Consider the following 22,238-nt stretch of genomic DNA (forward strand, 5'->3'; position numbering starts at 1 on the left):
CCGTGCAGCGCGCCGCCAGCGACACAAACTGGAGCTTGCGGGTGGGCCACGGGCAGCCAATGCACAGGGTAGTGGCCAAAGGGCGCTAATCTGGGATGTTGTGGGTGCTATTCGTCAGTGTTCAAGGTCCGCCTGCCGCCAATCCGCGGTGGCTACTTTGACGTACGTGTACGCCGAGTCGACGGCGGTCCTCGGCCCGCTCGCCACGTACGCCGAACCACATGCTTACGATCTCTGCGCCCAGCATGCGGAATCCCTTACGGTTCCGCGAGGCTGGGAAGTCTTGCGCCTGGCAATGCCTACAACACCTCCGGAGCCAGGCCCCGACGACCTGCTGGCACTTGCCAACGCGGTGCGGGAAGCTGCGTCGGCGGCCACGGACACCCCCGCCCGCACCAGTCGCCCGCACGTCGAGGCGCCGGCAATGGTTGAAGGTACGCGCCGCGGCCATTTGCGGATTTTGCGGGAACCGTCCTAGTTCTGCTTGACCAGCCCCTGCCGGGACTCAAATCGTCGTCGGATCCTTGCGGCGTGGTCCTGCGCTGTAGGCTGGAATCTGCAGACAAATCCGCCAGCGGCGCCACACGCGCGCCATCCAGGGAGCATCATTCATGCCAAAGGTCAGTCCTGAACTGTTGTCCATCCTGCGCTGCCCCGTGACGGGCTCACCGCTGGTCCAGGAGGGCGAGGAACTTGTTTCAACTGCTCCCGCCGAAAACGGTGAAAAGGTCCGTTACGCGATCGAGGACGGCATTCCCTTGCTTCTGCCGCCGGAACTGCTTGCTGCTTCCAACGCCGCAGGCTCCGGCCAGCACCACGCCAAAGCCTGACGTACTTCCAGACAGCAATCCCGCACGGTACACCTAAAGGACTTCCATGACTTTCGACTACAAAGTGGCTGACATTTCCCTTGCCGAGGCAGGCCGCCACCAGATCCGTCTCGCCGAGCACGAAATGCCGGGCCTCATGTCCCTTCGTGCTGAGTTCGGTGCCTCGCAGCCGCTCAAGGGCGCACGCATCGCCGGTTCGCTGCACATGACGGTGCAGACCGCCGTCTTGATCGAAACCCTTACAGCACTGGGCGCCGAGGTCCGCTGGGCCTCGTGCAACATTTTCTCCACCCAGGACGAGGCCGCTGCCGCCGTCGTGGTCGGCAAAGGTACGCCGGAAGATCCGCAGGGCGTTCCCGTCTTCGCCTGGAAGGGCGAGACCCTCGAGGAGTACTGGTGGACCGCTGAGCAGATCCTCACCTGGCCGGGAGCGGACACCAACCCGGAGTTGGGTCCCAACATGATTCTGGACGACGGCGGCGACGCCACCCTGCTGCTGCACAAGGGCGTCGAATTCGAAGCTGCAGGTGCAGTTCCGGCAGCCACGGAGGAAGACGCCGAGGAGTACGTCCTCATTCTTGACCTCCTTCGCCGGACCTTGGCCGAGGACCCGCAGAAGTGGACTCGCCTGGCAGCGCGAGTGGAAGGCGTGACCGAGGAAACTACCACGGGAGTGCACCGTCTGTACCAGCTCGCCGAACAGGGAAAGCTGCTGTTCCCGGCCATCAACGTCAACGACTCCGTCACCAAGAGCAAGTTCGACAACAAGTACGGCATCCGCCACTCGCTGCCGGACGGCATCAACAGGGCCACTGACGTCCTGATGGGCGGCAAGGTCGCCGTCGTCTGCGGCTATGGCGACGTCGGCAAGGGTGCGGCAGAGGCGCTGCGAGGCCAGGGTTCGCGCGTTGTAGTTACCGAGATCGACCCCATTTGTGCGCTGCAAGCCGCAATGGACGGCTACCAGGTGGCCAAGCTGGAATCCGTGCTTGCCCAAGGTGACATCTTCATCACCACCACCGGAAACAAGGACGTCATCATGGCCGAGCACATGCTGGGCATGAAGAACAAGGCGATCGTGGGCAACATCGGCCACTTCGATAACGAGATCGACATCGCCGGCCTGGCGAAGGTTCCCGGTGTCAAGAAGGTGGAAATCAAGCCGCAGGTTCACGAATGGGTCTTTGATGCCGGCTCCGACTCCGAGCGTTCAATCATCGTCCTGTCTGAAGGCAGGCTCCTCAACCTGGGCAATGCAACGGGCCACCCATCGTTCGTGATGAGCAACTCGTTCACCAACCAGACGATCGCGCAGATTGAACTCTGGACCAAGAAGGACCAGCCAGCCGGGGAACGCGAATACCAGAAGCAGGTTTACGTCCTCCCCAAGATCCTGGACGAAAAGGTGGCACGCCTGCACTTGGATGCACTGGGCGTGGAGTTGACGGAACTGAGCAAGGACCAGGCAGACTACCTGGACCTGGACGTTGCAGGCCCCTACAAGCCGGAGCACTACCGCTACTAAGCCGCATTCACGTTGATGGGGCAGCGGCCTCAAACTCGTGGTGAAGGGCCGGACACGTGACCAGCGTGGCCGGCCCTTCGGCTAGAATTGGGTGTTCAGTATTGCTTGCCGGGGGACAGGAAGACGGGAACCATGACGGAAGTCGCCACACGCAAAAAGGGCAAGATCCTTGCCATTGCAGGGATCTGCGCTGCCATCGTCGTGGGGGGTATCGGCGTCGCCACCGTTCCTGGATTGCTGGCCGGTTCCACCCAGGGTGGCCCTGGAGTAGCCCAGTCCACTCCGACGCCAGAAGCCAAACCTGTTGAACTGGGCATCACACCGCTGGACGGCGCTGTGGAGTGGAATCCGGTTGTTGGCCCCCAGATCAAGGCCGTCAATGGCAAGGTCAAGGACGTAGTGCTGGCGCCGGTTGACGGCGGTACACCTGTGCAGGGCAAGACCAGCGCAGATGGCAGCACGTGGACCACCCTTGAGGTCCTGAAGTTCAAGACCCAATACAGCTACTCCTTCACCGTTGTGGACACAGCCGGCAAGGAAACCAAGAAGACGCAGACCTTCACCACGGTTTCCGCTGCCTACGAAGCCGATGCTTCCATTTATCCGCGTAATGGCACGGTGGCCGGTTCGGGCCAGCCGATTGAAATCAACTTCAGTGAACCTGTGGTTGACAAGGCTGCCATGGAAAAGCGCGTGGCCATCACGGTTTCGTCAGGCCAGCCAGTGGCCTGGCATTGGTACTCGGACAAGAAGGTCCGCATTCGTCCGGAGGCATTCTGGGCGTCCGGAACCACCGTCACGGTGGAAATGAAGCTTCTGGGCGTGGACTTCGGCAACAACATGATCGGCAACGGCGATGTCGTTTCCACCTTCACTACGGGACCTCAGCGGGTGGCTGTAGTGGATGACAACACGAAGACAATGAACGTGTACTTCGACGGCCAACTGATGCACACCGCACCCGTATCGCTGGGCGGAGAAGACTGGCTCTCGCCCACCGGGTACGCCGTGATCCTGGAGCAGGAACGCAAATCCAACTTCAACGCTGGAAGCATCGGCCTCAAACCGGGGGACAAGGGCTACTATGCGCCGATGGTGGTGGACTACGCCAACCGCCTCACCTGGTCCGGCGTCTACGTCCACCAAGCGCTGGAATCCGCTTGGGGGGCTATTGGCCGCGTGAACGTCTCACACGGCTGCGTCGGCCTGCTGCCGGACGATGCTGCATGGTTCTTCAACAATATGAAAACCGGTGACGTGGTGCAGATCCTGAATACCGGGGCACCGGCTGTTGAACCCCTTGAGGGCTTCGGCGACTGGAACATCCCCTGGGCAAGCTACGCCCAGCGATAATACTCCACTCAAAAGTCGAAGTCACCGGCACGCGCCGGGCAGAACTGCTGTTAAGATCGAGGCAGTGATTATTTCCTGCGCTCTTTGATCCTCTTTTCTGGTCCTGGCATGTTGTCGGTCCTTTCATTTGTGCTGCCCTCAGTGGTGATGACGAATCTTCGTTAGGGGAACCCCACGGGTTCCCCGGCTCCTTCCACCGGATTCCATTTCATCGCCTGGAGCACTAATGACTATTTCGCCAACCCTTCGCCCGGACTGCGGCAACTGCTTTGCCCTCTGTTGCACTGCCCTCGGATTTGCCCGCTCGGCTGATTTCGCAATCGATAAGCCTGCTGCCTCGGCCTGCCCGAACATGGCCAGCGACTTTTCCTGCACCATCCATCAACGTTTGCGGCCAAGGGGATTCAGTGGGTGCACTGTTTTTGACTGCTTCGGCGCCGGCCAAGTGGTTTCCCAACTCACGTTCGGGGGCACGAGTTGGGTTCAGGACCCACTGTCCAAATCTTCGATGTTTGCTGTCTTCAAGGTCGTCAAGCAACTCCATGAAATGCTGTGGTACTTATCGGAAGCACAGCAACGCGCATTCGATCCCGAGCTGGCGGCCACGGCCGGTCAGTTGTCCTCTGACATAGAAACCACGGCAGGAGGCGACGCGTCCGCGGTCCTGGCCGCCGACGTCGAGCGTTTACACGCCGGGGTGCGTGCGCTGCTGATGGAGGTCAGCGCGGAGGTACGGGCCTCGTATGGGGCTGAGGGTCGTGAAAGGTTCGACGGCGGCATCCACCCAGGTGCCGACCTCATGGGCACCAACCTGGCCGGGCGACGATTATGCGGCTCGGATCTTCGCGGTGCCTACCTCATAGGGGCAAACCTGGAGCACAGCGACCTAACCGCGGCGGACCTCCTGGGTGCCGACCTGCGGGATACCCGTCTCCACGGCGCCAATCTCGCCAAGACCCTCTACGTCACCCAACCGCAAATCAACGCCGCCCAAGGAAACTTCGAAACGCGCCTACCCGAAAGGCTCATCACGCCAGCCCACTGGCACTAGGAACATAACGATGGCCGCAGCCGGGCGTCGTCTCAGCCCTGTGTGAAGGGCAGCCTGCGCAGCCTTTCGCCGACGGCGGCGTTGCGCTGTTCGGCCGTGCGAAGGCGGGCAAGCTCGCGGTTGCGCCGCTCGCCGAGGACCGCCCCTATGTAGTCCTCGGGGATGGTTCCGGCGGGCGGCGGAGGTGCGACATAGTTGGCAAGCTCGGTGGCCAGCGCCGCAGCCATCCTGATGCGTGAGGATGGTGCCATGAGGTATGCCTGCTGGACGAAGGTCCCGGCCCTGCGGGCTGTGGCGTCGGGAACCCTGCCAATGTCCGCCATGGATACCCACGGTTGAAGGTACGGCGGAGCACCAGGAATGATCCTCGGCGTGGAAGGGACGCGCTGCCGGAGCGAGTAGGTTCCGGCAACGACGTCGCCGAGGCGCTTGGACTTGGCGTTGAAGAGCGCCACGGCAATGGCGAGGCCACCGAAAGTCATGTAGATCTCAAGGAACCCGAGCAGCCCACGAATGACCGCGTGGCGGAATCTGATGGAACCGCCGTCGTCCCGGACCACACGCAGCCCGGCCGCGAGTTTCCCCAGTGAGCGCCCCCGAGTGAGTGTCTCCACTGCCACGGGAACGATGACGAAGGAGAAAACGACGCAAGCCAGGATCATGGCCCGTATGGCCGCTTCATCGAGGTCGCGGGCCGCCGAGAAGATCAGGATGATCAGGAGGATCAGTAGCAGGACGTTGGCAATGACGTCCAGAATGAGCCCCAGCGCGCGGGCAGCGAAGGATGCCGGGCGCAACTCCAGGACAACTGCCTCGCCTGTGATGATAGAACTCAAGGTCCCCCCGTGCGTAGCACTCGCGGCGGGCGCACACCGTGCCCGCATCAACGAGTCTAAGCTGTGCTCAGCGCGGCGGACAGGAGCTAGGGTGGTGGCGTGGACATCGATGCCTTTTCGGCCGTGCATGGGGACAAATGGTCGCGGCTCACTTTCCTGGCGCATAAGCGGCGGCTCACTGGAGCCGAGGCCGACGAATTATTGCGCCTGTACCAGACTGTCTCCGCGCATTTGTCCTTGATCCGCTCTGTGGCTCCCGAGACGGCCTTGTCATCATCGCTCTCTGCCGCACTTGCCCAGGCACGGACCAGATTCACCGGGGCGCGTTCGAACTTCATGGAAGACCTCGCGCGCTTCTTTGTCATCGCACTGCCCGCGGCGTTTTACAGGCTCCGATGGCTGACGGTTTGGTGTGGGGTTTTCTTCGTGCTGGTTGGTGGCGCGTATGCCCTTTGGATCGGGACGTCGCCTGAGGCGCTGCGGGCCGCTTTTGGCAGCGATGACAGGGTGCGTCAGTACATCGAAGACGATTTCATCGACTACTACTCAGAGAACCCGGCAGCGTCCTTTGCAGGCGCGGTCTGGACCAACAACGCCTGGATTTCCGCCCAAGCCGTGGCATTCGGAATTACGGGGTTTTGGGTGCCCATGATTCTCTTCCTCAACGCCCAAGGCGTCGGGGTAGCCGCCGGGGTGTTTGCCGCGGCGGGAAAGCTGGATGTCTTCTTCAGCTACATCCTTCCGCATGGCCTCATGGAACTCACCGCAGTGTTCATCGCCTGCGCAGCCGGATTGAAGATTTTCTGGTCGATGGTCAGGCCTGGACCCAGGACCCGGATGCAGGCCGTCGCCGACGAAGGACGTTCGCTCATTACGGTTGCACTCGGCTTGGTCCTGGTACTCCTCATCTCGGGCGTGGTGGAAGCGTTCGTGACGCCAAGCCTCCTGCCGGTTTGGGTGAAGATCGCGATTGGGGCACTGGTCCTGGCTGGCTATTGGACGTACACGTTGGTCCTTGGTGGACGTTCATTCCGCTCCGGTGCCACGGGCGACCTGGATAGCCACGACGCTGGATACCGTGGGATTGCTGCCTAGGGGCAACACGCCCGCACCTTACAGTTACGTTTCGATCTTGCTGTAGGCGGGGTGGCTCCTCGTCTCCGCGCAAACCCGGACTGTAGGCTCGAATGCAGACAAGAGTGCCGGCAGCATGGTTGAGCCGGTTGATGCCTACGGAAGTGAAACCGCTGTGAGCGACAAGAGCCCAAAACCACAAGATCCGGAGACGGACGTCCATGAGGACCCTGACGAGCCGGCCTTCGACTGGATGAAGCCCAAGGCACCGGGTGGTTCTTCTGCTGCGTCCCCAGCCCCCGTACCGGTTCAGCCAGAGAGCCGGGCTGACCGGAAGGCTGCCGAGGCTGCGGACACTGAGCCGGAGCCACCGCTTTTCGCTGAGACAGTGGCCGATGCGCCCGCAGCTCGCCAACCGTCGCACTATTCGGAACCGTTGCCGACGTCGGCCCTTCAGGTTCGTCCGCCAGCGGACGAGGTCGCACGGCGCAATGCCGAACGCGAACAGGCGGCGAAGGTCAAGCCGATCGGCCCCCGCATTTTCCAGGTGCTGCTGGCGGTCTTCTTCCCGGTGATCCTGCTGGTCCTGGCTGTCCGGGCAGTTACCAGCCCCCTGTTCCTGTGGGTCGAATACAACCGTCCTGGTTTCCCTGGAGACGGCTACGGTTTCAGCACGGACGATCGCATGACCTATGGCTCCTATGCCGTGGACTACTTGAGCAACTGGTCAGGGCCGCGGTATTTGGGTGGGCTGGTCAACCAGGACGGGGCCAAGCTTTTCAAAGACAGCGAAGTCTCGCACATGGCGGACGTGAAGCTCGTCATTTTGACATCGTTTGGTGCCGGCCTGCTGCTCATCCTCCTGAGCATCATTGCCATTGTCTACTTGCGTAAACGCAGTGAAGGCGGCGTTCGGCGCGGGCTCTTCGCCGGGTCCATCGTCACGCTGGTCATCATCATTGGCCTTGCCGTGTTGGCAGCCCTGAGCTGGCAGCAGTTCTTCACGGAATTCCACCGGATCTTCTTCGCCAACGGCACGTGGACGTTCTCCCTGGAAGACACCCTCATCCGCCTCTTCCCGGGACAGTTCTGGGTGGACGCAGGAATCGTGATCGGAGCGCTGGTGTTCCTGTCTGCGACGGTTACGTTCATCCTCACCTGGCCCACGCGCCGTCGCCGAGGGTTGGAGCCCAAGCCAGCGGCCGATGACGACGAGTCATCCTCGACAGAGACCGACGACCAAGGCGATGCAGTCGGTCTCCGCAAGGACACCGCCGAAACCGTCGGATAACGAACCGCTGAACGGACACGATGCCCCTGCACTCGGGCTTCGTGTCCGTTTCTGCGTTCAGGGACAAGTCCTGGCGGCGATGCAGGTGCCGCTACTTTTCGTAAAGCTTCTCCACCAGTGAGGAGAAGTCTTTAACCACCGCGGCCCGCTTGAGCTTGAGCGACGGCGTCAAGTGGCCGGATTCGACGCTGAGATCTGCGGTGATAAAACCAAATTTACGGATGGATTCAGCTGAGGACACCAGAGTGTTGGCTTCGTCCACCGCCAACTGAATGGCCGCACGCACGTGCTCGTCCCTCGCGGCTTCACCGGGGGACATGAGCTCACGCTTGTGCTCGGCGCACCAGTCTGCGAGCCCTTCTGGATCCAGGGCCACCAGCGCTGCGACGAACGGCCTGCCGTCGCCCACCACCACGGCCTGTCCCACTAGCCGGTGCTCCCTAAGTTTCTCTTCAAGGGGACCCGGAGCAACGTTCTTGCCGCCGGCCGTGACCAACAGGTCTTTCTTCCTGCCTGTGATGGTCAGGAACCCGTCCGGATCGAGCTCGCCGAGGTCTCCTGTGCGGAAGAAGCCGTCCACGAAAGCCTCAGCATTGGCGTCCTCGTTCTTGTGGTAGCCCTTGAACACACCGATTCCCTTGACCAACACCTCGCCATCCGTTGCCACACGGATGGTGGTGCCAGGCAACGGAATGCCAACGGTCCCAATCCGGGACATGCTTGGCGTGTTGACCGTGCAAGGCGCAGTGGTTTCAGTCAAGCCGTAGCCCTCAAGGACAGGGATCCCCGCGCCGTGGAAGAAATGGTTCACCCGGAGGCTGAGCGGGCTGGCACCGGACACGGTGTACCCAACGGCACCGCCAAACACCTCCCGCACCTTGGGGTAGAGGAGCTTGTTGAATGCCGAGTGCTTGAGGCCCAGGAACCAACCCGGACCGGGTCCCTCCCCGCGCTGGGCGAGGTCTACCGCCGTCGAATATTCCACCGCGGTTTCTGACGCTGCGGCGAACAGCCCGGACTTACCTGACATGGCTGCTTTGTGTCCGGCCCCTGCGTAGACCTTTTCGAAGATACGGGGAACTGCCAGCAGGAATGTGGGTTTGAACGCGCCGAGATCCGCCATGAGTCCGTTGGCGCCGGAGCTATGGCCCAACGTGATGCCGGCGGTGAGGCAGACCACCTGAACTGCCCTCGCCAGGACGTGCGCCAACGGTAGGAACATCAACGTACGCGCGCCGTGCTGCATCAGCAGTTCGGGAAGGAACGGGATGACGTTCCGGGCAACGAGCACGAAGTTGCCGTGGGTGATTTCGCAGCCCTTGGGTTTGCCGGTTGTGCCGGAGGTATAGACGATCGAGGCGACGTCGGACAGGTTTGCGGCGCTGCGCTGACGCTCCAGTTCCGCATCCATGATGCCAATTCCGACGGCGGCGAGGCTGGTCAGGTTGGGGGCCTCGCCGTCGTGCTCCATACGGATGATCGTCACGGGGTCCTCACCCAACGCCGTCGACTTCTCAACCAAGGCGTGAACGAGGTCAGCTTTCGACGTATCTTCCACAAAGATCCGCCGGGCACCGGAATCGGCAAGGATCCATTCGATCTGGCCTGCCGACGAGGTTTCATAAATGGGCACGGTAACTCCGCCAGCCATCCAGATGGCGAAATCCACCAAGGTCCATTCGAAGCTTGAATGGGAGAGCACAGCAACAGGATCGCCGGGATTGACGCCACCTGCGATCAGGCCCTTGGCCAGTGCCTGGACGTCGGCGAGGAAGCGTGCGGCAGGCACGTTGAGCCAGCCATTTGCTGTCTTATGGGCGTAAAGGTTGCCGAACGGGTCCTTGGCGCATCGTTCCAGAAGGAGGTCCGTCACGTTGGTTGTCTCGTCGGCCTCGACCAGAAGCTCCGTGCTTGCCTCCCTCACGATCTTCCTCCTAGATCCACGACGGCATCCACATTCTCATCCGCCACTCCTGGTAGCTGATGACTTCGGCAGTAAGCACTGGGTAGAAGAACGCAGTTGCCAGCACGGCCAGCACCACCACCAGGCCCACCACGTACAGTCCGGACCTCCGCCGCCAGGGAGGATCGCTGCTGCGGCCCAGCACCAACCCCAGGACATAAGTCAGGGCAAGCACGAGGAACGGTTCAAAGGAAACTGCGTAGAAGATGAACATGGTGCGTTCCGGGTACATGAACCACGGCAGATATCCAGCCGCGATTCCGGCCAGGATGGCCCCGGCACGCCAATCCCGGCGGCCCGCCCACCAGAAGAGCAGGATCACCAGGGCGATGGTGCCACCCCACCACACGATGGGGTTTCCTACGGGAAGGATGGCCGAGGAACAGGTCTCGGCAAGGCAGCCAGGAGTGCCCTGCTTGGGTGATTGGTAATAGAACGAGGTAGGCCTACCCATGAGCAGCCAGGTCCAGGGGCTGGACTCGTACGGGTGGTCGGCACTGAGGCCCTGGTGGAACTTGTACGCCTCAAAATGGTAATGCGCCAGGGAGCGCACGGAATTGGGCAGCCAATCCCATCCAGGCGCCGGGTTGGTGGCCGCCCACTGGCGGTAGTAGGCGTCCTTGGAAAGGAACCAGCCGGTCCACGTGGCCACGTACGTGACGGCCGCGACAGGGACGATGGTCAGGAAAGCCGGTATGCCGTCCTTGAGGATTGCGGCGCTGGTCCAGCTGCGGATTCCGGCGATGCGGCGGGCGCTCATGTCCCAGAAGACGGTCAACAAGCCGAAGGCCGCGACAAAAAACAGCGCAGACCATTTGGTGCCGACAGCCAGGCCGAGGCAAAGCCCGGCAAGCAGGCGCCACCAGCGCATCCCCAGCCAGGGGCCAGCCAACAGTTGTGCGCGCGTAGGGCGGCCATCGGGTGTTGAAGCCGCTTGGGCGGCTAGCCTGGAAGCAAGGCGACGCCGGCCGTCGTCGCGGTCCAACAGCAACGCGCCGAAGGCGGCAAGGATCCAGAACGCAAGGAAGATATCCAATAGGGACGTTCGCGACAAAACCAGGTGGTGGCCGTCAACCGCGAGCAGCAATCCGGCCACTGCGGCAAGGGTATGGGAGCGGAAGAGCTTCAGCGCGATGAGCGAGACAAGGAAGACCGTGAGCGTCCCGGTCAATGCGGCTCCGAAACGCCAGCCGAAAGGATTGTCCGCCCCGAACAACCACATACCGAACGTGATCATCCATTTCCCTACCGGAGGATGAACCACGTACTCGGGGGTATTGAGCAGGATCCCGGGATTGCCGGCATTGAAGGAATCATTGGCGTTGGCAGGCCAGCTGCGTTCATATCCGCTGATGAGGTACGAATACGCGTCCTTGACGTAGTACGTCTCGTCGAACACCAGGCTGTGCGGGACCTCAAGACGGAAGAAACGCAGGATTCCGCCGATCACGGCGGTGATGGCGGGGATCAGCCAGAACCACAATCGCAACGACGCCGGGTAGTCCCGCCAGGTTTGGATCCCGCCGATCAGGCGCGACGTGAGGGCGCCAACCGTGTAGGCCTTGGTGGGGCTGGCAATCCAGTGGTGGCCTTCCAGCCCGCGTCCGGAATTCAGCTTCCCGTTACTGCCAGCTGCAGCGCCCTGTCCGGAGGGAGGCCGCCAGGACGTGGTTGACTTGGGCCCGGGTGTTTTGGACATGGTTGTCCGGGCCACGTTTGATGTGACGGGCTCAGCGGAGCCATCGGTTGCCGCCACGTTCGCGGCTCCGGCTGGTAATGCCGACGCTGCGGGAGTTCCGGAATCGGTGGTGGGAACGGGGGACTGGCTCACCCGCCCATGCTACCTTTCCATCCTTACTGCGGCGTTGAACTGCGCGCGGCATTAGGCTTGGCAGGTGGAAGAACAACGTAGCACCCCGGATGAGACCTGCTTTGACGATGCATCGGCGGTCGATGAACTGGACGCCGGTGCCAACACCAGCCCGACGGCAGCAATCGGCAGGATTGTGCTTGCTGCCACGCCCATCGGCAACGTGGGCGATGCATCCTCCCGCTTGATCGAACTCTTGGCCACCTCGGACATCGTTGCCGCGGAGGACACCCGCCGCCTGCATCGGCTCGTCCAGGCCTTGGGCGTGGAGGTGTCCGGGCGCGTCATCAGCTACCACGAACATAACGAGGTAGCCAAGACCGGTGAACTGCTGGAGTATGTGCGGGCCGGCAAAACCATCCTGATGGTCAGCGACGCCGGAATGCCCGCAGTCTCGGACCCCGGCTTCCGCTTGGTGGAAGGCGCTGTTGCCGCTGGCCTGACTGTTACGGCCGTGCCGGGACCTTCCGCTGTGCTGACAGCCCTTGCTCTCTCCGGGTTGCCAACAGACCGCTTCTGCTTCGAAGGGTTCCTGCCACGCAAGTCAGGGGAGAGGAATTCCCGCCTCGCGGAGTTGGCTAACGAGCGCCGCACCATGGTCTTCTTCGAGGCCCCGCACCGGCTTGAAGTGATGCTACGGGCATTGCATGAGCGCTTTGGCGCGGAACGCCGGGTGGCTGTTTGCCGTGAACTGACCAAAACCTACGAGGAAGTCATCCGCGGAACGCTGCGTGAGCTCCTGGAATGGGCAGAAAACAACGAGGTTCGCGGTGAAATCGCCGTTGTTGTGGGTGGCGCGCCCGAGCAAGCTCCCGGCAAGCCGGAAGACCACGTTGCAGCCGTGAACGAGCTCATCTCCCAAGGCATCCGCTTGAAGGAAGCCGTCGCCGCCGTGGCAGATGACGCCCGCATCAGCAAGCGCGAACTGTACTCGGCGGTGCTTGCAGCACGCTGATCGTCCCTGTGCAGATGCACAAATTGGGACCCTTATGGCAGTGCGCGAAGGCGTAGACACTGATTCTCGCGTGGCAGTACCGTGGCAGTAATTCAAGCCAATTCTGGCAAGGAACCCTAGTGGTGCAACCCTCCAAAGCACCCAAGACGAAGGAGTCGCCATGACTGTCACGGTTGAACGCGAAAGCGAACTGCTGGCTTCCGTTCCCACCGGCCTGCTGATCAACGGTCAGTGGCGCCCGGCAGGATCCGGAAAGACTTTTGATGTTGAGGACCCGGCCACGGGCAAGGTCCTGCTCAGCATCTCCGACGCCGGTGCTGAAGACGGTGCCGCGGCCTTGGATGCCGCCGCTGCCGCACAGGCTGACTGGGCCCGCACAGCGCCCCGCGAACGCGGCGAGATCCTGCGCCGTGCCTTCGAACTGGTGACCGAGCGTGCCGAAGACTTTGCCCTGCTCATGACCCTGGAAATGGGCAAGCCGCTGGCTGAGGCCCGCGGCGAAGTAACCTACGGCGCCGAGTTCCTGCGCTGGTTCTCCGAGGAAGCTGTGCGCGTTTCCGGCCGTTACTCCGCAGCGCCGGACGGCAAGAACCGCCTGCTCGTGCAGAAGAAGCCGGTTGGACCCTGCCTGCTCATCACACCGTGGAACTTCCCGCTGGCCATGGCCACCCGCAAGGTAGCCCCGGCCGTCGCCGCAGGTTGCACCATGGTGCTCAAGCCCGCCAACCTGACCCCGCTGACCAGCCTGCTGTTCGCCCAGGTCATGCAGGAAGCCGGCCTGCCCGCCGGTGTCCTGAACGTCATCCAGACCTCCACGGCCGGTGCCGTCACCGGCCCGCTGATCAAGGATGACCGCCTCCGCAAGATCTCCTTCACCGGCTCCACTCCCGTTGGCCAGGCACTCATCCGCGAAGCTGCGGACAAGGTCCTTCGCACCTCCATGGAACTCGGTGGCAATGCCCCGTTCGTCGTCTTCGAGGACGCCGATCTGGACAAGGCCGTCGAAGGCGCCATCGCCGCGAAGATGCGCAACATGGGCGAGGCCTGCACCGCAGCAAACCGCTTCATTGTGCACGAGTCCATCGCCGATTCCTTCGCTGAGAAGTTCGCCGCGAAGATCGGCTCCCTCACCACGGCCCGCGGTACTGAGCCGGAGTCCAAGGTTGGTCCGCTGATCGACGGCAAGGCCCGCGATGGCGTGCACGCCCTCGTCACCGAAGCCGTAGCAGGAGGTGCCACAGCAGTCACCGGTGGTGCCGCCGTCGACGGTCCCGGCTACTTCTACCAGCCCACCGTGCTGAAGAACGTCGCCGCCGACTCCCGCATCCTGCAGGAAGAAATCTTCGGACCGGTGGCCCCGATCGTCACGTTCTCCACCGAGGACGACGCGATCCGCCTGGCCAACAACACCGAATACGGCCTGGTTGCCTACGTCTTCACCAAGGACCTCAACCGTGGCCTCCGGGTCAGCGAGAAACTCGAGACCGGCATGCTCGGCCTCAACGCCGGCGTCATCTCCAACGCTGCGGCACCGTTTGGTGGCGTCAAGCAGTCGGGCCTGGGCCGCGAAGGCGGCTCCGAAGGCATCGAAGAGTACCTCTACACCCAGTACGTAGGTATCGCGGACCCGTACGCCGACTAACCTACCCAGAATCCCGTCCACCGCTCTCGCAACAAGAACGGTAGACACCAGCAAAGGGCCCGGCCCCGGAATGAACCACACGTTCCGGAGCCGGGCCCTTTGCTGTTCCCGCCGGGCTTTGGCGGTGTCAACGGCGTTGCGGAAGCAGGCCCCTCAGTGCGCGCCAGGATCTGGCGATGCCGTGCCCCGTCCGCCGGAAAAGCGTCCCTATAGCGCGGAACGGGGCACCCAGTGCATGGAACCACCGGCGCATGAGCGAGGGCGGCAGCCAGTTGGCGCGGAAGCGAACCAGCCAGCTGGCGTTGTTCCGCAACGATTCACGCACGACGGCGACCCTGGCCGCCGCTGGCGAGGCCGCCTCCATGGGGCGGCCATAACGTTGCCGTTCGAAGTCCGCGGTGAGTGACGTAACGGCGGCATGTGCGGCGTCGTCGAGACCTCCGGCCTCGCCCAGGACCGAACTTGAACGGAGACGGGCAGAAAAATGCCTCGGCGTTTCACTGGGCGTGGACGGCACACCAAAGTCCGTGGCGAGGTCCTGCAACTCCGCCCAAGCGAGGGCGGCGGAGTCGTGCTGACCCGGGGACGCGGCCTGCGGTGATGCGGCGTCCGGTGACAGGGCATCAGGTGATCCGCGGTCCGCTGGTTTCTTGGGGTTGAGCCGGCGGCGTCGCAGGACCACCCTGCTAAGCCTCGGCGAACAAAGGAAAGCCGCGAGCAACAGCACTGCCGCAATCGTGGCAATGACAGTTGGCAGAGGGTCGCTTGCACCAGAGCCAGCGGTTGGCGTGTCGCCTCCTGGCAGCGGAACGGAGCTCGGGGCAGGCGTCACTGAGGTGCCCGGCACGTCTTTCTCGTCAGCATTGGTGCTCAGGCTGCCGGGGACCGAGGACTCCGTGGCATATTCCGGAACAACGCCGCGCGAGGGGGTGGGCTCAAACGGCACCCATCCCAGTCCTTCAAAGTAGAGCTCGGGCCACGCATGGGCATCGCGGGCGTCTACCTCATACTCGGGGAAGGACCCCTGGCCAACCAAAGCTACGGTTTCGCCTGTCAGGCGGCCCGGTGCATAGCCCACAGCGATGCGGCTGGGGATGCCTTCCACGCGTGCCATGACCGCCATGGCGGAGGAGAAATGGACGCAGTAGCCGCTCTTGACCGCCAGGAAGTCCGCCAGAACGGACAAACCGTTGCCGTCATACCCGTTTTGCACCGGAGCCTGTAGGGAATACGTGAATTCACTGGAGCGAAGGTATTTCTGGATGGCCAGCGCCTTTGCATAGTTGCTGCCTGCCGAAGCCGTGACTTGTTCCGCGGTCTGGCGCACAATGCTTGGAAGGTTCCCCGGGACGCGGAGGAAGTCTTCCGAAACGGATCGGGGCTGACCCGTGGCTTGCGACAAGGCCTGTGCAGTGATCCTGGGCGCCGCTGAGAAGACCACATACCGTTGGGCCAGCGTGCTCGTCTCGGTGCTCATGATGCTGAGGGTTGCAGGATCCCACGTCCAACGGCCATTGAGGCCATTGACAGATACGGGGGCGAACGGCGCCGGTAGGTAAGGGCTGGTGAACAAGCCCGCGTTGATCGACGTCACCGCGTTCACGACTTCACCTTGAATGGAATAACCCGGCTCTATCCGGTCCACCCCTGCGCGCCGTATGGCAGAGCGGTCATCCGGCGCCCACGTTTCGCCGTCAAAGTGGTCAATGGTGACGGACCTCAGGTAAGTGGCTGCGCTGGAGCTGGTGGAGTACGTGATGCGTCCGGACCCCGTGGGACTGCGCAGGCTGTTACCCAGCGTGATCATCGGATTGAGGCCGTTCGAGGTACCCCAGGGACTCAACCGCGAACCTTGCGGAAAGGTACCGGTTTCGAAGCCGGGAATTGCCAGCGGAACAACCAAAGCGAGTCCCAGAGCCAGTGCCCCCGTCACCAGGGAGCGCCTGATTTGGCCCGAACTTCGCGGGGCTCCGGACTGCAGCCTCGCGTCGGGGGCGAACCACTGGCTGCACCCAAGGATGAGCAGATATCCCACCGTGGCCCCAACGAAGCCTGCGACTCCTACACTTTGCGGTTTGATGGTTGCCGGAACCACCATGACGGCAAGGAGACCGATTCCGCTGGCTGCCGGCATCGAGAGCGGGACGGCCAACGCGTCGATCAGGATCACCAGTAGTCCCAGGCATGCGCAGGTGACGAATACGATCCCCGCATTGGGGGCAACCGGAGCGCTCTCGGACACAACAGTCTCAGCGGCCCGCTTGATGAGCCGACCCACCGCCCCAAAGGTGCCGGTGGTAGGAATGAAGCCCAGGAAGCTGTCCTGCCGGCAGAACGTGAAAGTGAGTATCCCGGCCAACGCTGCCAAAGCACCCAAGGTGGCAAGCAACGGTTGGATACGGAGGGTCCGCAGGATTGCCAGTGTCAGGGCAACAGCCACAACCGTCGTGATCAGCGGCATGAACCAGGCCCAGCCCCTGAACACTCCATTCAGGGATAGGGCTGCACCCAGAATGGCAACGGCCACGGAGCCCGCCATGATCCACGGGTAGAGTCCGGGTGCCTGTGGCCGTTGCGGCGGCGGACTGACGGCTCCGCCTGCACCTTGCCGGGATGGGTCGCCCGGGTACGTTGTGGGGGACCCCCGATGGGAGGTGGCGGTCATCGTGGCACCGCCGCTCCGCGCCGAACGTCCATGGCCGCGCTCGCAGCAACCACTATGCCGCCTTCGTCAAAGCTGGACCACGCTGCCGTCAGTGGCGTCTTCGACGTGACGGAGACAGCCTTCCAGCCGCCTTGCCTCAACGTTTCCAGGATCTCGTCATTGTTGCGGGGCTCGTTGTTTCCTGACTCGTTGTTGCGTGATCCGCTGTTTCCGGGCGGGTCCAGGACCACCAGGGCGAAGGCATTGGCGCCGTAGCCGGCCGCTGGGGCAAGCGCCTTGGCCTCGGCCAAAGTCAGATGGCCGAGCAAGGCAAGGAGTGGGCCGCGCAAACGATGTGCGGCGAGCTTGTCCATGAGGCGATCCTCGAAGACGGAATCAACATTTTCCTGACCGGGGATCTCCGAAGCCCCACTATGCCGGTTAGGTGTGGAACCGGTGGGATCAGGGGAGCGCAGGGCGTGCCCTGAAGTGTTTTGTCCGGCCCGTTGGTGTTCAGGGCGTTGGTGTTCAGCCCTGTGGTGGTCAACCCAGTGGTGTCTTGGACCGCTCAGCTCAATGGCGGCCAGCCCTTCGGCGATGGCATGAAGGCCGCCGACGCCATTGAACTCTTCCACGCCCGGGTCCGGCGCCGACCGCGAGCGGATGAATGCGGGGCTGCCGTAGGCATCCAGAAGGCGCAGCGAGTAGTTCCGTTCGGCCAAGTGCGCGCTGATGGACATCGCCGCTGTCACAGCCCACTCGAAATTGGGGCTCGTCACCAGGTCCGAGTCGTCGTCGTGCAGTCCGAAAACAGAGCCGCTGCTGGACGCGAAGGCTGCGAAGCGTTGGTCAAGGATGATGGTGGCCTCCGGTGTGGTCACGGATTCCTCCTGGCGCACCATGAGCTGTCCGTGCCGCGCCGTGGCGGGCCAGTGGACGCGGCGCATGGGATCCCCATGCCGGTATTCACGCGTCATGATGTCGTCGTCGCTGGGGTTCGCCCTGATCCGGGTGGCTGTTACGCCGTCGTTGCCACGCGCCCCGGCGAGTCCCGTTACGGGAAGTTCGACGGCGGCCGGCGTCACGGTGAGGAGGTCGCCGTCGTCGATGGAATGGCGCCGCAGCGACAAGCCGAACGGGTCGCTGAACTCGGCGGTGACGGGGCCGATGCGGAATTGGCCCCGCTTGCCGGACCGCAGATGGTATTCGTAGCGGCTGGTACCGCCTGTTGCTGAGCGCGCCGGGAACCGGAAAGCCGGCGGATCGCCGAACCGCGGAGGCAACTGCTCCTCCATGATCACGTGGCCGGTGGAGAACGTGGAGCGGGCAACTGCCAGCCGAACAGTAGTCGCGGTGGACGTTTCAACCGTGGAGGGATTGAACTCCCGATACACCTGGAACTTGGGTTTCAGCACCCGGACGCCAGCCAGCGCAACCAACGGAAGGATCAACAAGAAAACGGCCAGCGTCAGGAGATCACGCCTGCCCATGATGTGCGCGGAGACCAGCGAAACCACCCCGGCGGCGAGCAATCCCCATCCGCGGCTGGTGAACAAATGCTTGGGGAGCCGATCCACGAGCGCCATTCGGGCTGTCTCCTACGCGCTTTGCTTGTCCCTGCGCCACGCGCCCGGCGGTTCCTGGGCAACCGGGAGGGAAGCGAGAATGCCCCGCAGCACGGTTTGCGGAGTATCTCCGGAACTCGCGGCCTTGCGGTCCAGGATGATGCGGTGGGCGAGTACCGATTCGGCCACGTCCACGACGTCATCCGGAAGGACAAAGTCGCGTCCATCCAGCGCCGCCGTGGCCTTTGCGGCGCGCAACAACTGCAGCAAGGACCGTGGGCTGGCGCCGAGTCGAAGGCGTGCACTCTCACGCGTGGCACGGCCGATGGCCACCGTGTATTCCTTGATGGCCGTGGATACGTACACCTGCTGGACGGCTGCGATCATGGCTGCCACATCGGCGGCCGTCACCACGGGGGTTACGTTGATCAGTGGCGAGGAGGCCTGATGCGTCTCCAGCATCTCGATCTCGGCATCCCGGTCCGGGTAGCCCATGGAAATCCTTGCCATGAAGCGGTCGCGCTGGGCCTCGGGCAGCGGGTAGGTGCCCTCCATTTCGATGGGATTCTGGGTCGCGACCACCATGAACGGCAATCCCAGCTGGTACGAATGCCCGTCCACCGTCACCTGGTGTTCTTCCATGCACTCCAGCAGCGCGGATTGGGTCTTGGCCGAGGCGCGGTTGATTTCGTCGCCGATCACGATGTTTGCGAACACGGCGCCGGGCCGGAACTCGAACTGCCGCGAGGACTGGTTGTAGATGGACACGCCCGTCACGTCAGAGGGCAGGAGGTCCGGGGTGAACTGGATCCGCGACACCGTGCAATCCACTGTTCGCGCCAGTGTCTTTGCCAACAGCGTCTTGCCAACGCCGGGCACATCCTCCAGCAGGAGATGGCCTTGGGCCAGGAGAACTGTCAGGGCCAGCTTCGCTGCGTCCGCTTTGCCGTCGATGACCTTGCTGATCGATGCCAGGATGCGCTCGCTGGCATCGTGGAAACGCTCGGCGTCCATGACCTGCTGCGGCTTGTGTCCGTTGAACGCGGCGGCATCCCGGGGCAGGGCAGAGTACGCCTCGCCCTGTAGCCGCGAAGGTTCAACAGTGACTTGTCGCTTGGACTCCATGGATTGCCCTTCAGCCGTGGCCAACGCCGCTGTCGGCCGCCTGTCCGTTCCAGACTACCCAGACTTTGGCCGTCCCTGACATAGTGCTCAGGGGAATTTATGTGCCAACTGGAATTTGTCCGGGAGCATGGGGGACTGCAGTCCGATTAAGGTGGGAACATGTGCAATTCCCTCGCCCCGTCTCCCTATCGCGCGTCCCCCGGCGCATCAGAAGCAGCGGATTCCCGCAAAGAGTACCCGCCGGCGCCGGAACCGCTGCCCGTCCCGGTGATGGACAACCACACACACCTGGATTTCCGGCACGGACTGATCGAGGTGAGCGTAGCGGACGCTATGGACTCCGCGGAGGCTGTTGGTGTCCAAGGGGCGATCCAGGTGGGCTGTGACCTGGAATCCTCCCGCTTCACCGTAGAGGCAGTGGAAGCCGATGCCCGTTTACTGGGCGCCGTTGCCATCCATCCCAACGACGCACCTGTCTACGCTGGCCGTGGGGAACTGGAATCGGCGCTCGCAGAGATCGAGGCACTGGCTGGACACCCTCGGATCCGTGCCATCGGCGAGACGGGCTTGGACTTCTTCCGAACCCGCGGTGAGGGCCTGACCCATCAGCGGTATTCCTTCCGGAGGCACATCGACATCGCCAAGCGGCTTGGCCTCACGCTGCAGATCCACGACCGCGACGCACACGATGACGTTGTGCAGGTATTGAGGGAGGAAGGGGCCCCGGAACGGGTGGTTTTCCATTGCTTCTCCGGTGATGAGGAGCTGGCCCGCATTTGCAATGACAACGGCTGGTACATGTCTTTTGCCGGGACAATGACGTTCAAGAATGCCGGCAACCTCCGGGCAGCGTTGGGGATCGCAGAGCCCAGCCGCATCCTGGTGGAAACGGATTCGCCATTCCTCACGCCGCACCCGCACCGTGGCCGGCCAAATGCGAGCTATATGGTGCCGTACACCGTCCGGTCCATGGCGGAAGTGACAAAAGATGACCTTTCGGAACTATGCGCCAGATTGGCTGAAAATACCGTGAATGCCTACGGATCGTGGGCCTGAGCGCCGGCTTTCGCACCCCATATGACGCTGTGACGTTGAATACCCGGTATGTAGAATTCTTGGTCCGTTTATAACGGATCGGTTACTGTGTACAACAAGTAGCCGGGGTCGGGGAAGGCCTTCGGACAACTGGTCCGGATCCGTCCGGACTCTTTAGTTGAATGTATTTGGCGGCGCAGATGCCGGCAGCAGAGGGTGGGACCAGGCTTTTTTGCCTGGCCCCTCAGTTTTGCGGCTGGCATTAATTTTTTGCGCTTTTCCCCGTGCCCGGACGGTCTGAGAGTTATGGGCAATCGTGATCAAGTTCTTCACAACGGATGGCAAGTTCAGCTTTCTCAAAGTCGGTGCCCAGTTGCTGGTTGTTGCAGCACTGGTGGTCGGTGTAGTTGCCTTCGTCGGCAACAACAAGACAATCACCCTGAACGTTGATGGCAAGGTGAGCTCCATCCAGACCTTCGGCGGCACAGTTGACCAAGTGGTCAAAGCAGCCAAGGTCGAGCTGAAGGATGCAGACCGCGTTTCCCCGGACCTTGATGCCCAGGTGGAAAACGGCTCAGTCGTCAATATCAACCTCGCCAAGGCCGTCTCCATCGAATTGGACGGCGCCCGCAAGACAGTCAACACCAACGCCCCGGACGTCGCCGGCCTGGTGAGTGAACTGGGAGTGGCGAGTTCTTCCGAAATCTCCCAGCCGAAGGACGCCTCCCTGGCTGTCACGGGCTCGTTCGTTTCGATCTCCACCCCAAAGACGATCAGCTTGGTGGCTGACGGCAAGGACACCAGCACCACCACCACCGCGCCGGACGTCGCCACCGTCCTGAAGGATGCCGGAGTCACCTTGGGTGTCAGCGACCGCGTCTCCCAGCCCGGCAACGCTCCGGTCATCCAGGACATGGTGATCAAGGTCTCCCGCGTGGACACCAGCAAGACCGCGGAAGCTACCGAGGAAATGCCCTTCGAAAGCGTTAGCACCGATAGTGCCGAGCTCTACAAGGGCGATGAGAAAGTAACCCAAAAGGGCGTTGCAGGTTCGGTTGTGAAGACCTTCAAGCTTGTCCTGGTGGATGGTCGTGAAGCGTCCCGCACCCTTGTATCGAGCAATGTCACTACCCAGCCTGTCACCGAGAAGATCGCCGTCGGAACCAAAGCCCGGCCCGTAACTGCTGCGAAGGCTGCCACCTCCAGTGGTCCCACCGGCGCCCCGAACGAGGCCATGTGGGACAGGATCGCCCAGTGTGAGTCGGGCGGAAACTGGTCCATTAACTCCGGCAACGGTTACTACGGCGGCCTGCAGTTCTCCAGCCCCACGTGGTTGGCCAACGGGGGCGGCGCCTACGCCCCCACCGCCAACCTTGCGACCAAAGCACAGCAGATCGAAATCGCTAACCGCCTCTACGCCAAGAACGGCCTCAGCGACTGGGGCTGCGCACACGCAGCCTGACCCCGCACAGACGATAC

Annotated in this window: 17 protein-coding genes; 11 read left to right on the top strand and 6 right to left on the bottom strand. The window is 62.7% G+C overall.

Annotated features, from left to right (window positions below; translation table 11 throughout):
- Positions 1-100: 100 nt before the first annotated feature.
- The 5 genes from LDN75_RS06585 to LDN75_RS06605 all read left to right on the top strand — a co-directional run bounded on the left by LDN75_RS06585 (position 101) and on the right by LDN75_RS06605 (position 4,759).
- The gene (locus LDN75_RS06585) at positions 101-478 is read left to right on the top strand and encodes a DUF3499 domain-containing protein (protein WP_223936346.1); all 378 of its coding nucleotides are present in this window, start codon (positions 101-103) and stop codon (positions 476-478) included.
- 133 nt (positions 479-611) lie between these two features.
- Entirely contained in the window at positions 612-830 is a 219-nt protein-coding gene (locus LDN75_RS06590; RefSeq protein WP_223936347.1) for a Trm112 family protein, read from the top strand.
- A 46-nt stretch (positions 831-876) separates the two neighbouring features.
- A complete protein-coding gene (gene ahcY / locus LDN75_RS06595) occupies positions 877-2,355 on the top strand; it encodes an adenosylhomocysteinase (protein WP_223936348.1) in 1,479 nt (492 codons plus the stop codon).
- Positions 2,356-2,487: 132 nt separating this feature from the next.
- Entirely contained in the window at positions 2,488-3,708 is a 1,221-nt protein-coding gene (locus LDN75_RS06600; RefSeq protein ID WP_223936349.1) for an Ig-like domain-containing protein, read from the top strand.
- A gap of 226 nt (positions 3,709-3,934) precedes the next feature.
- The gene (locus LDN75_RS06605; protein ID WP_223936350.1) at positions 3,935-4,759 is read left to right on the top strand and encodes a pentapeptide repeat-containing protein; all 825 of its coding nucleotides are present in this window, start codon (positions 3,935-3,937) and stop codon (positions 4,757-4,759) included.
- 32 nt (positions 4,760-4,791) lie between these two features.
- Here LDN75_RS06605 and LDN75_RS06610 read toward each other — a convergent pair whose 3' ends face one another.
- A complete protein-coding gene (locus LDN75_RS06610) occupies positions 4,792-5,595 on the bottom strand; it encodes an RDD family protein (RefSeq protein ID WP_223936351.1) in 804 nt (267 codons plus the stop codon).
- A 99-nt stretch (positions 5,596-5,694) separates the two neighbouring features.
- Here LDN75_RS06610 and LDN75_RS06615 point away from each other — a divergent pair, with 99 nt between their 5' ends.
- Both LDN75_RS06615 and LDN75_RS06620 read left to right on the top strand, forming a co-directional pair.
- Positions 5,695-6,690 (top strand): stage II sporulation protein M, encoded by a 996-nt coding sequence (locus tag LDN75_RS06615; RefSeq protein ID WP_223936352.1) that lies wholly within the window; start codon positions 5,695-5,697, stop codon positions 6,688-6,690.
- A 115-nt stretch (positions 6,691-6,805) separates the two neighbouring features.
- On the top strand, positions 6,806-7,960 hold the full coding sequence (locus tag LDN75_RS06620) for a TIGR01906 family membrane protein (RefSeq protein WP_223936353.1): 1,155 nt from the start codon (positions 6,806-6,808) through the stop codon (positions 7,958-7,960).
- Between the two features lie 91 nt (positions 7,961-8,051).
- On the opposite strand, the gene LDN75_RS06625 is transcribed toward LDN75_RS06620, so the two are convergent.
- Positions 8,052-9,884, bottom strand: coding sequence for an AMP-dependent synthetase/ligase (locus LDN75_RS06625; RefSeq protein WP_223936354.1), 1,833 nt, complete (start codon positions 9,882-9,884; stop codon positions 8,052-8,054).
- Between the two features lie 10 nt (positions 9,885-9,894).
- Positions 9,895-11,754: a phospholipid carrier-dependent glycosyltransferase gene (locus LDN75_RS06630; RefSeq protein ID WP_223936355.1), complete on the bottom strand. Its 1,860-nt coding sequence runs from the start codon at positions 11,752-11,754 to the stop codon at positions 9,895-9,897.
- A gap of 163 nt (positions 11,755-11,917) precedes the next feature.
- Here LDN75_RS06630 and rsmI point away from each other — a divergent pair, with 163 nt between their 5' ends.
- Together rsmI and LDN75_RS06640 are read left to right on the top strand one after the other, a co-directional pair.
- Positions 11,918-12,748, top strand: a complete 831-nt coding sequence (gene rsmI, locus LDN75_RS06635) for a 16S rRNA (cytidine(1402)-2'-O)-methyltransferase (protein WP_223937510.1) — start codon at positions 11,918-11,920, stop codon at positions 12,746-12,748.
- A 160-nt stretch (positions 12,749-12,908) separates the two neighbouring features.
- Positions 12,909-14,390, top strand: a complete 1,482-nt coding sequence (locus LDN75_RS06640) for an NAD-dependent succinate-semialdehyde dehydrogenase (protein ID WP_223936356.1) — start codon at positions 12,909-12,911, stop codon at positions 14,388-14,390.
- A gap of 127 nt (positions 14,391-14,517) precedes the next feature.
- Here the strand turns inward: LDN75_RS06640 and LDN75_RS06645 are convergent, their stop codons facing one another.
- From LDN75_RS06645 to LDN75_RS06655, 3 genes are read right to left on the bottom strand one after another with little or no spacing between them, the layout of a single operon-like run.
- A complete protein-coding gene (locus tag LDN75_RS06645) occupies positions 14,518-17,055 on the bottom strand; it encodes a DUF3488 and transglutaminase-like domain-containing protein (RefSeq protein ID WP_223936357.1) in 2,538 nt (845 codons plus the stop codon).
- On the bottom strand, positions 17,052-18,620 hold the full coding sequence (locus tag LDN75_RS06650; protein ID WP_223936358.1) for a DUF58 domain-containing protein: 1,569 nt from the start codon (positions 18,618-18,620) through the stop codon (positions 17,052-17,054). The genes LDN75_RS06645 and LDN75_RS06650 overlap by 4 nt, the downstream gene beginning before the upstream one ends.
- Positions 18,621-18,632: 12 nt before the next feature.
- A complete protein-coding gene (locus LDN75_RS06655; RefSeq protein ID WP_223936359.1) occupies positions 18,633-19,724 on the bottom strand; it encodes a MoxR family ATPase in 1,092 nt (363 codons plus the stop codon).
- Between the two features lie 159 nt (positions 19,725-19,883).
- Between LDN75_RS06655 and LDN75_RS06660 the strand changes: the two genes are divergently transcribed.
- Positions 19,884-20,780 carry a TatD family hydrolase gene (locus LDN75_RS06660; protein ID WP_223936360.1) on the top strand — a complete coding sequence of 299 codons (897 nt, stop codon included), beginning with the start codon at positions 19,884-19,886 and terminating at the stop codon, positions 20,778-20,780.
- A gap of 295 nt (positions 20,781-21,075) precedes the next feature.
- Positions 21,076-22,221 carry a resuscitation-promoting factor gene (locus LDN75_RS06665; protein ID WP_223936361.1) on the top strand — a complete coding sequence of 382 codons (1,146 nt, stop codon included), beginning with the start codon at positions 21,076-21,078 and terminating at the stop codon, positions 22,219-22,221.
- The last annotated feature ends 17 nt before the right edge of the window (positions 22,222-22,238 follow it).

The organism is Arthrobacter sp. StoSoilB5, from assembly GCF_019977235.1.
Classification (GTDB): Bacteria; Actinomycetota; Actinomycetes; order Actinomycetales; family Micrococcaceae; genus Arthrobacter.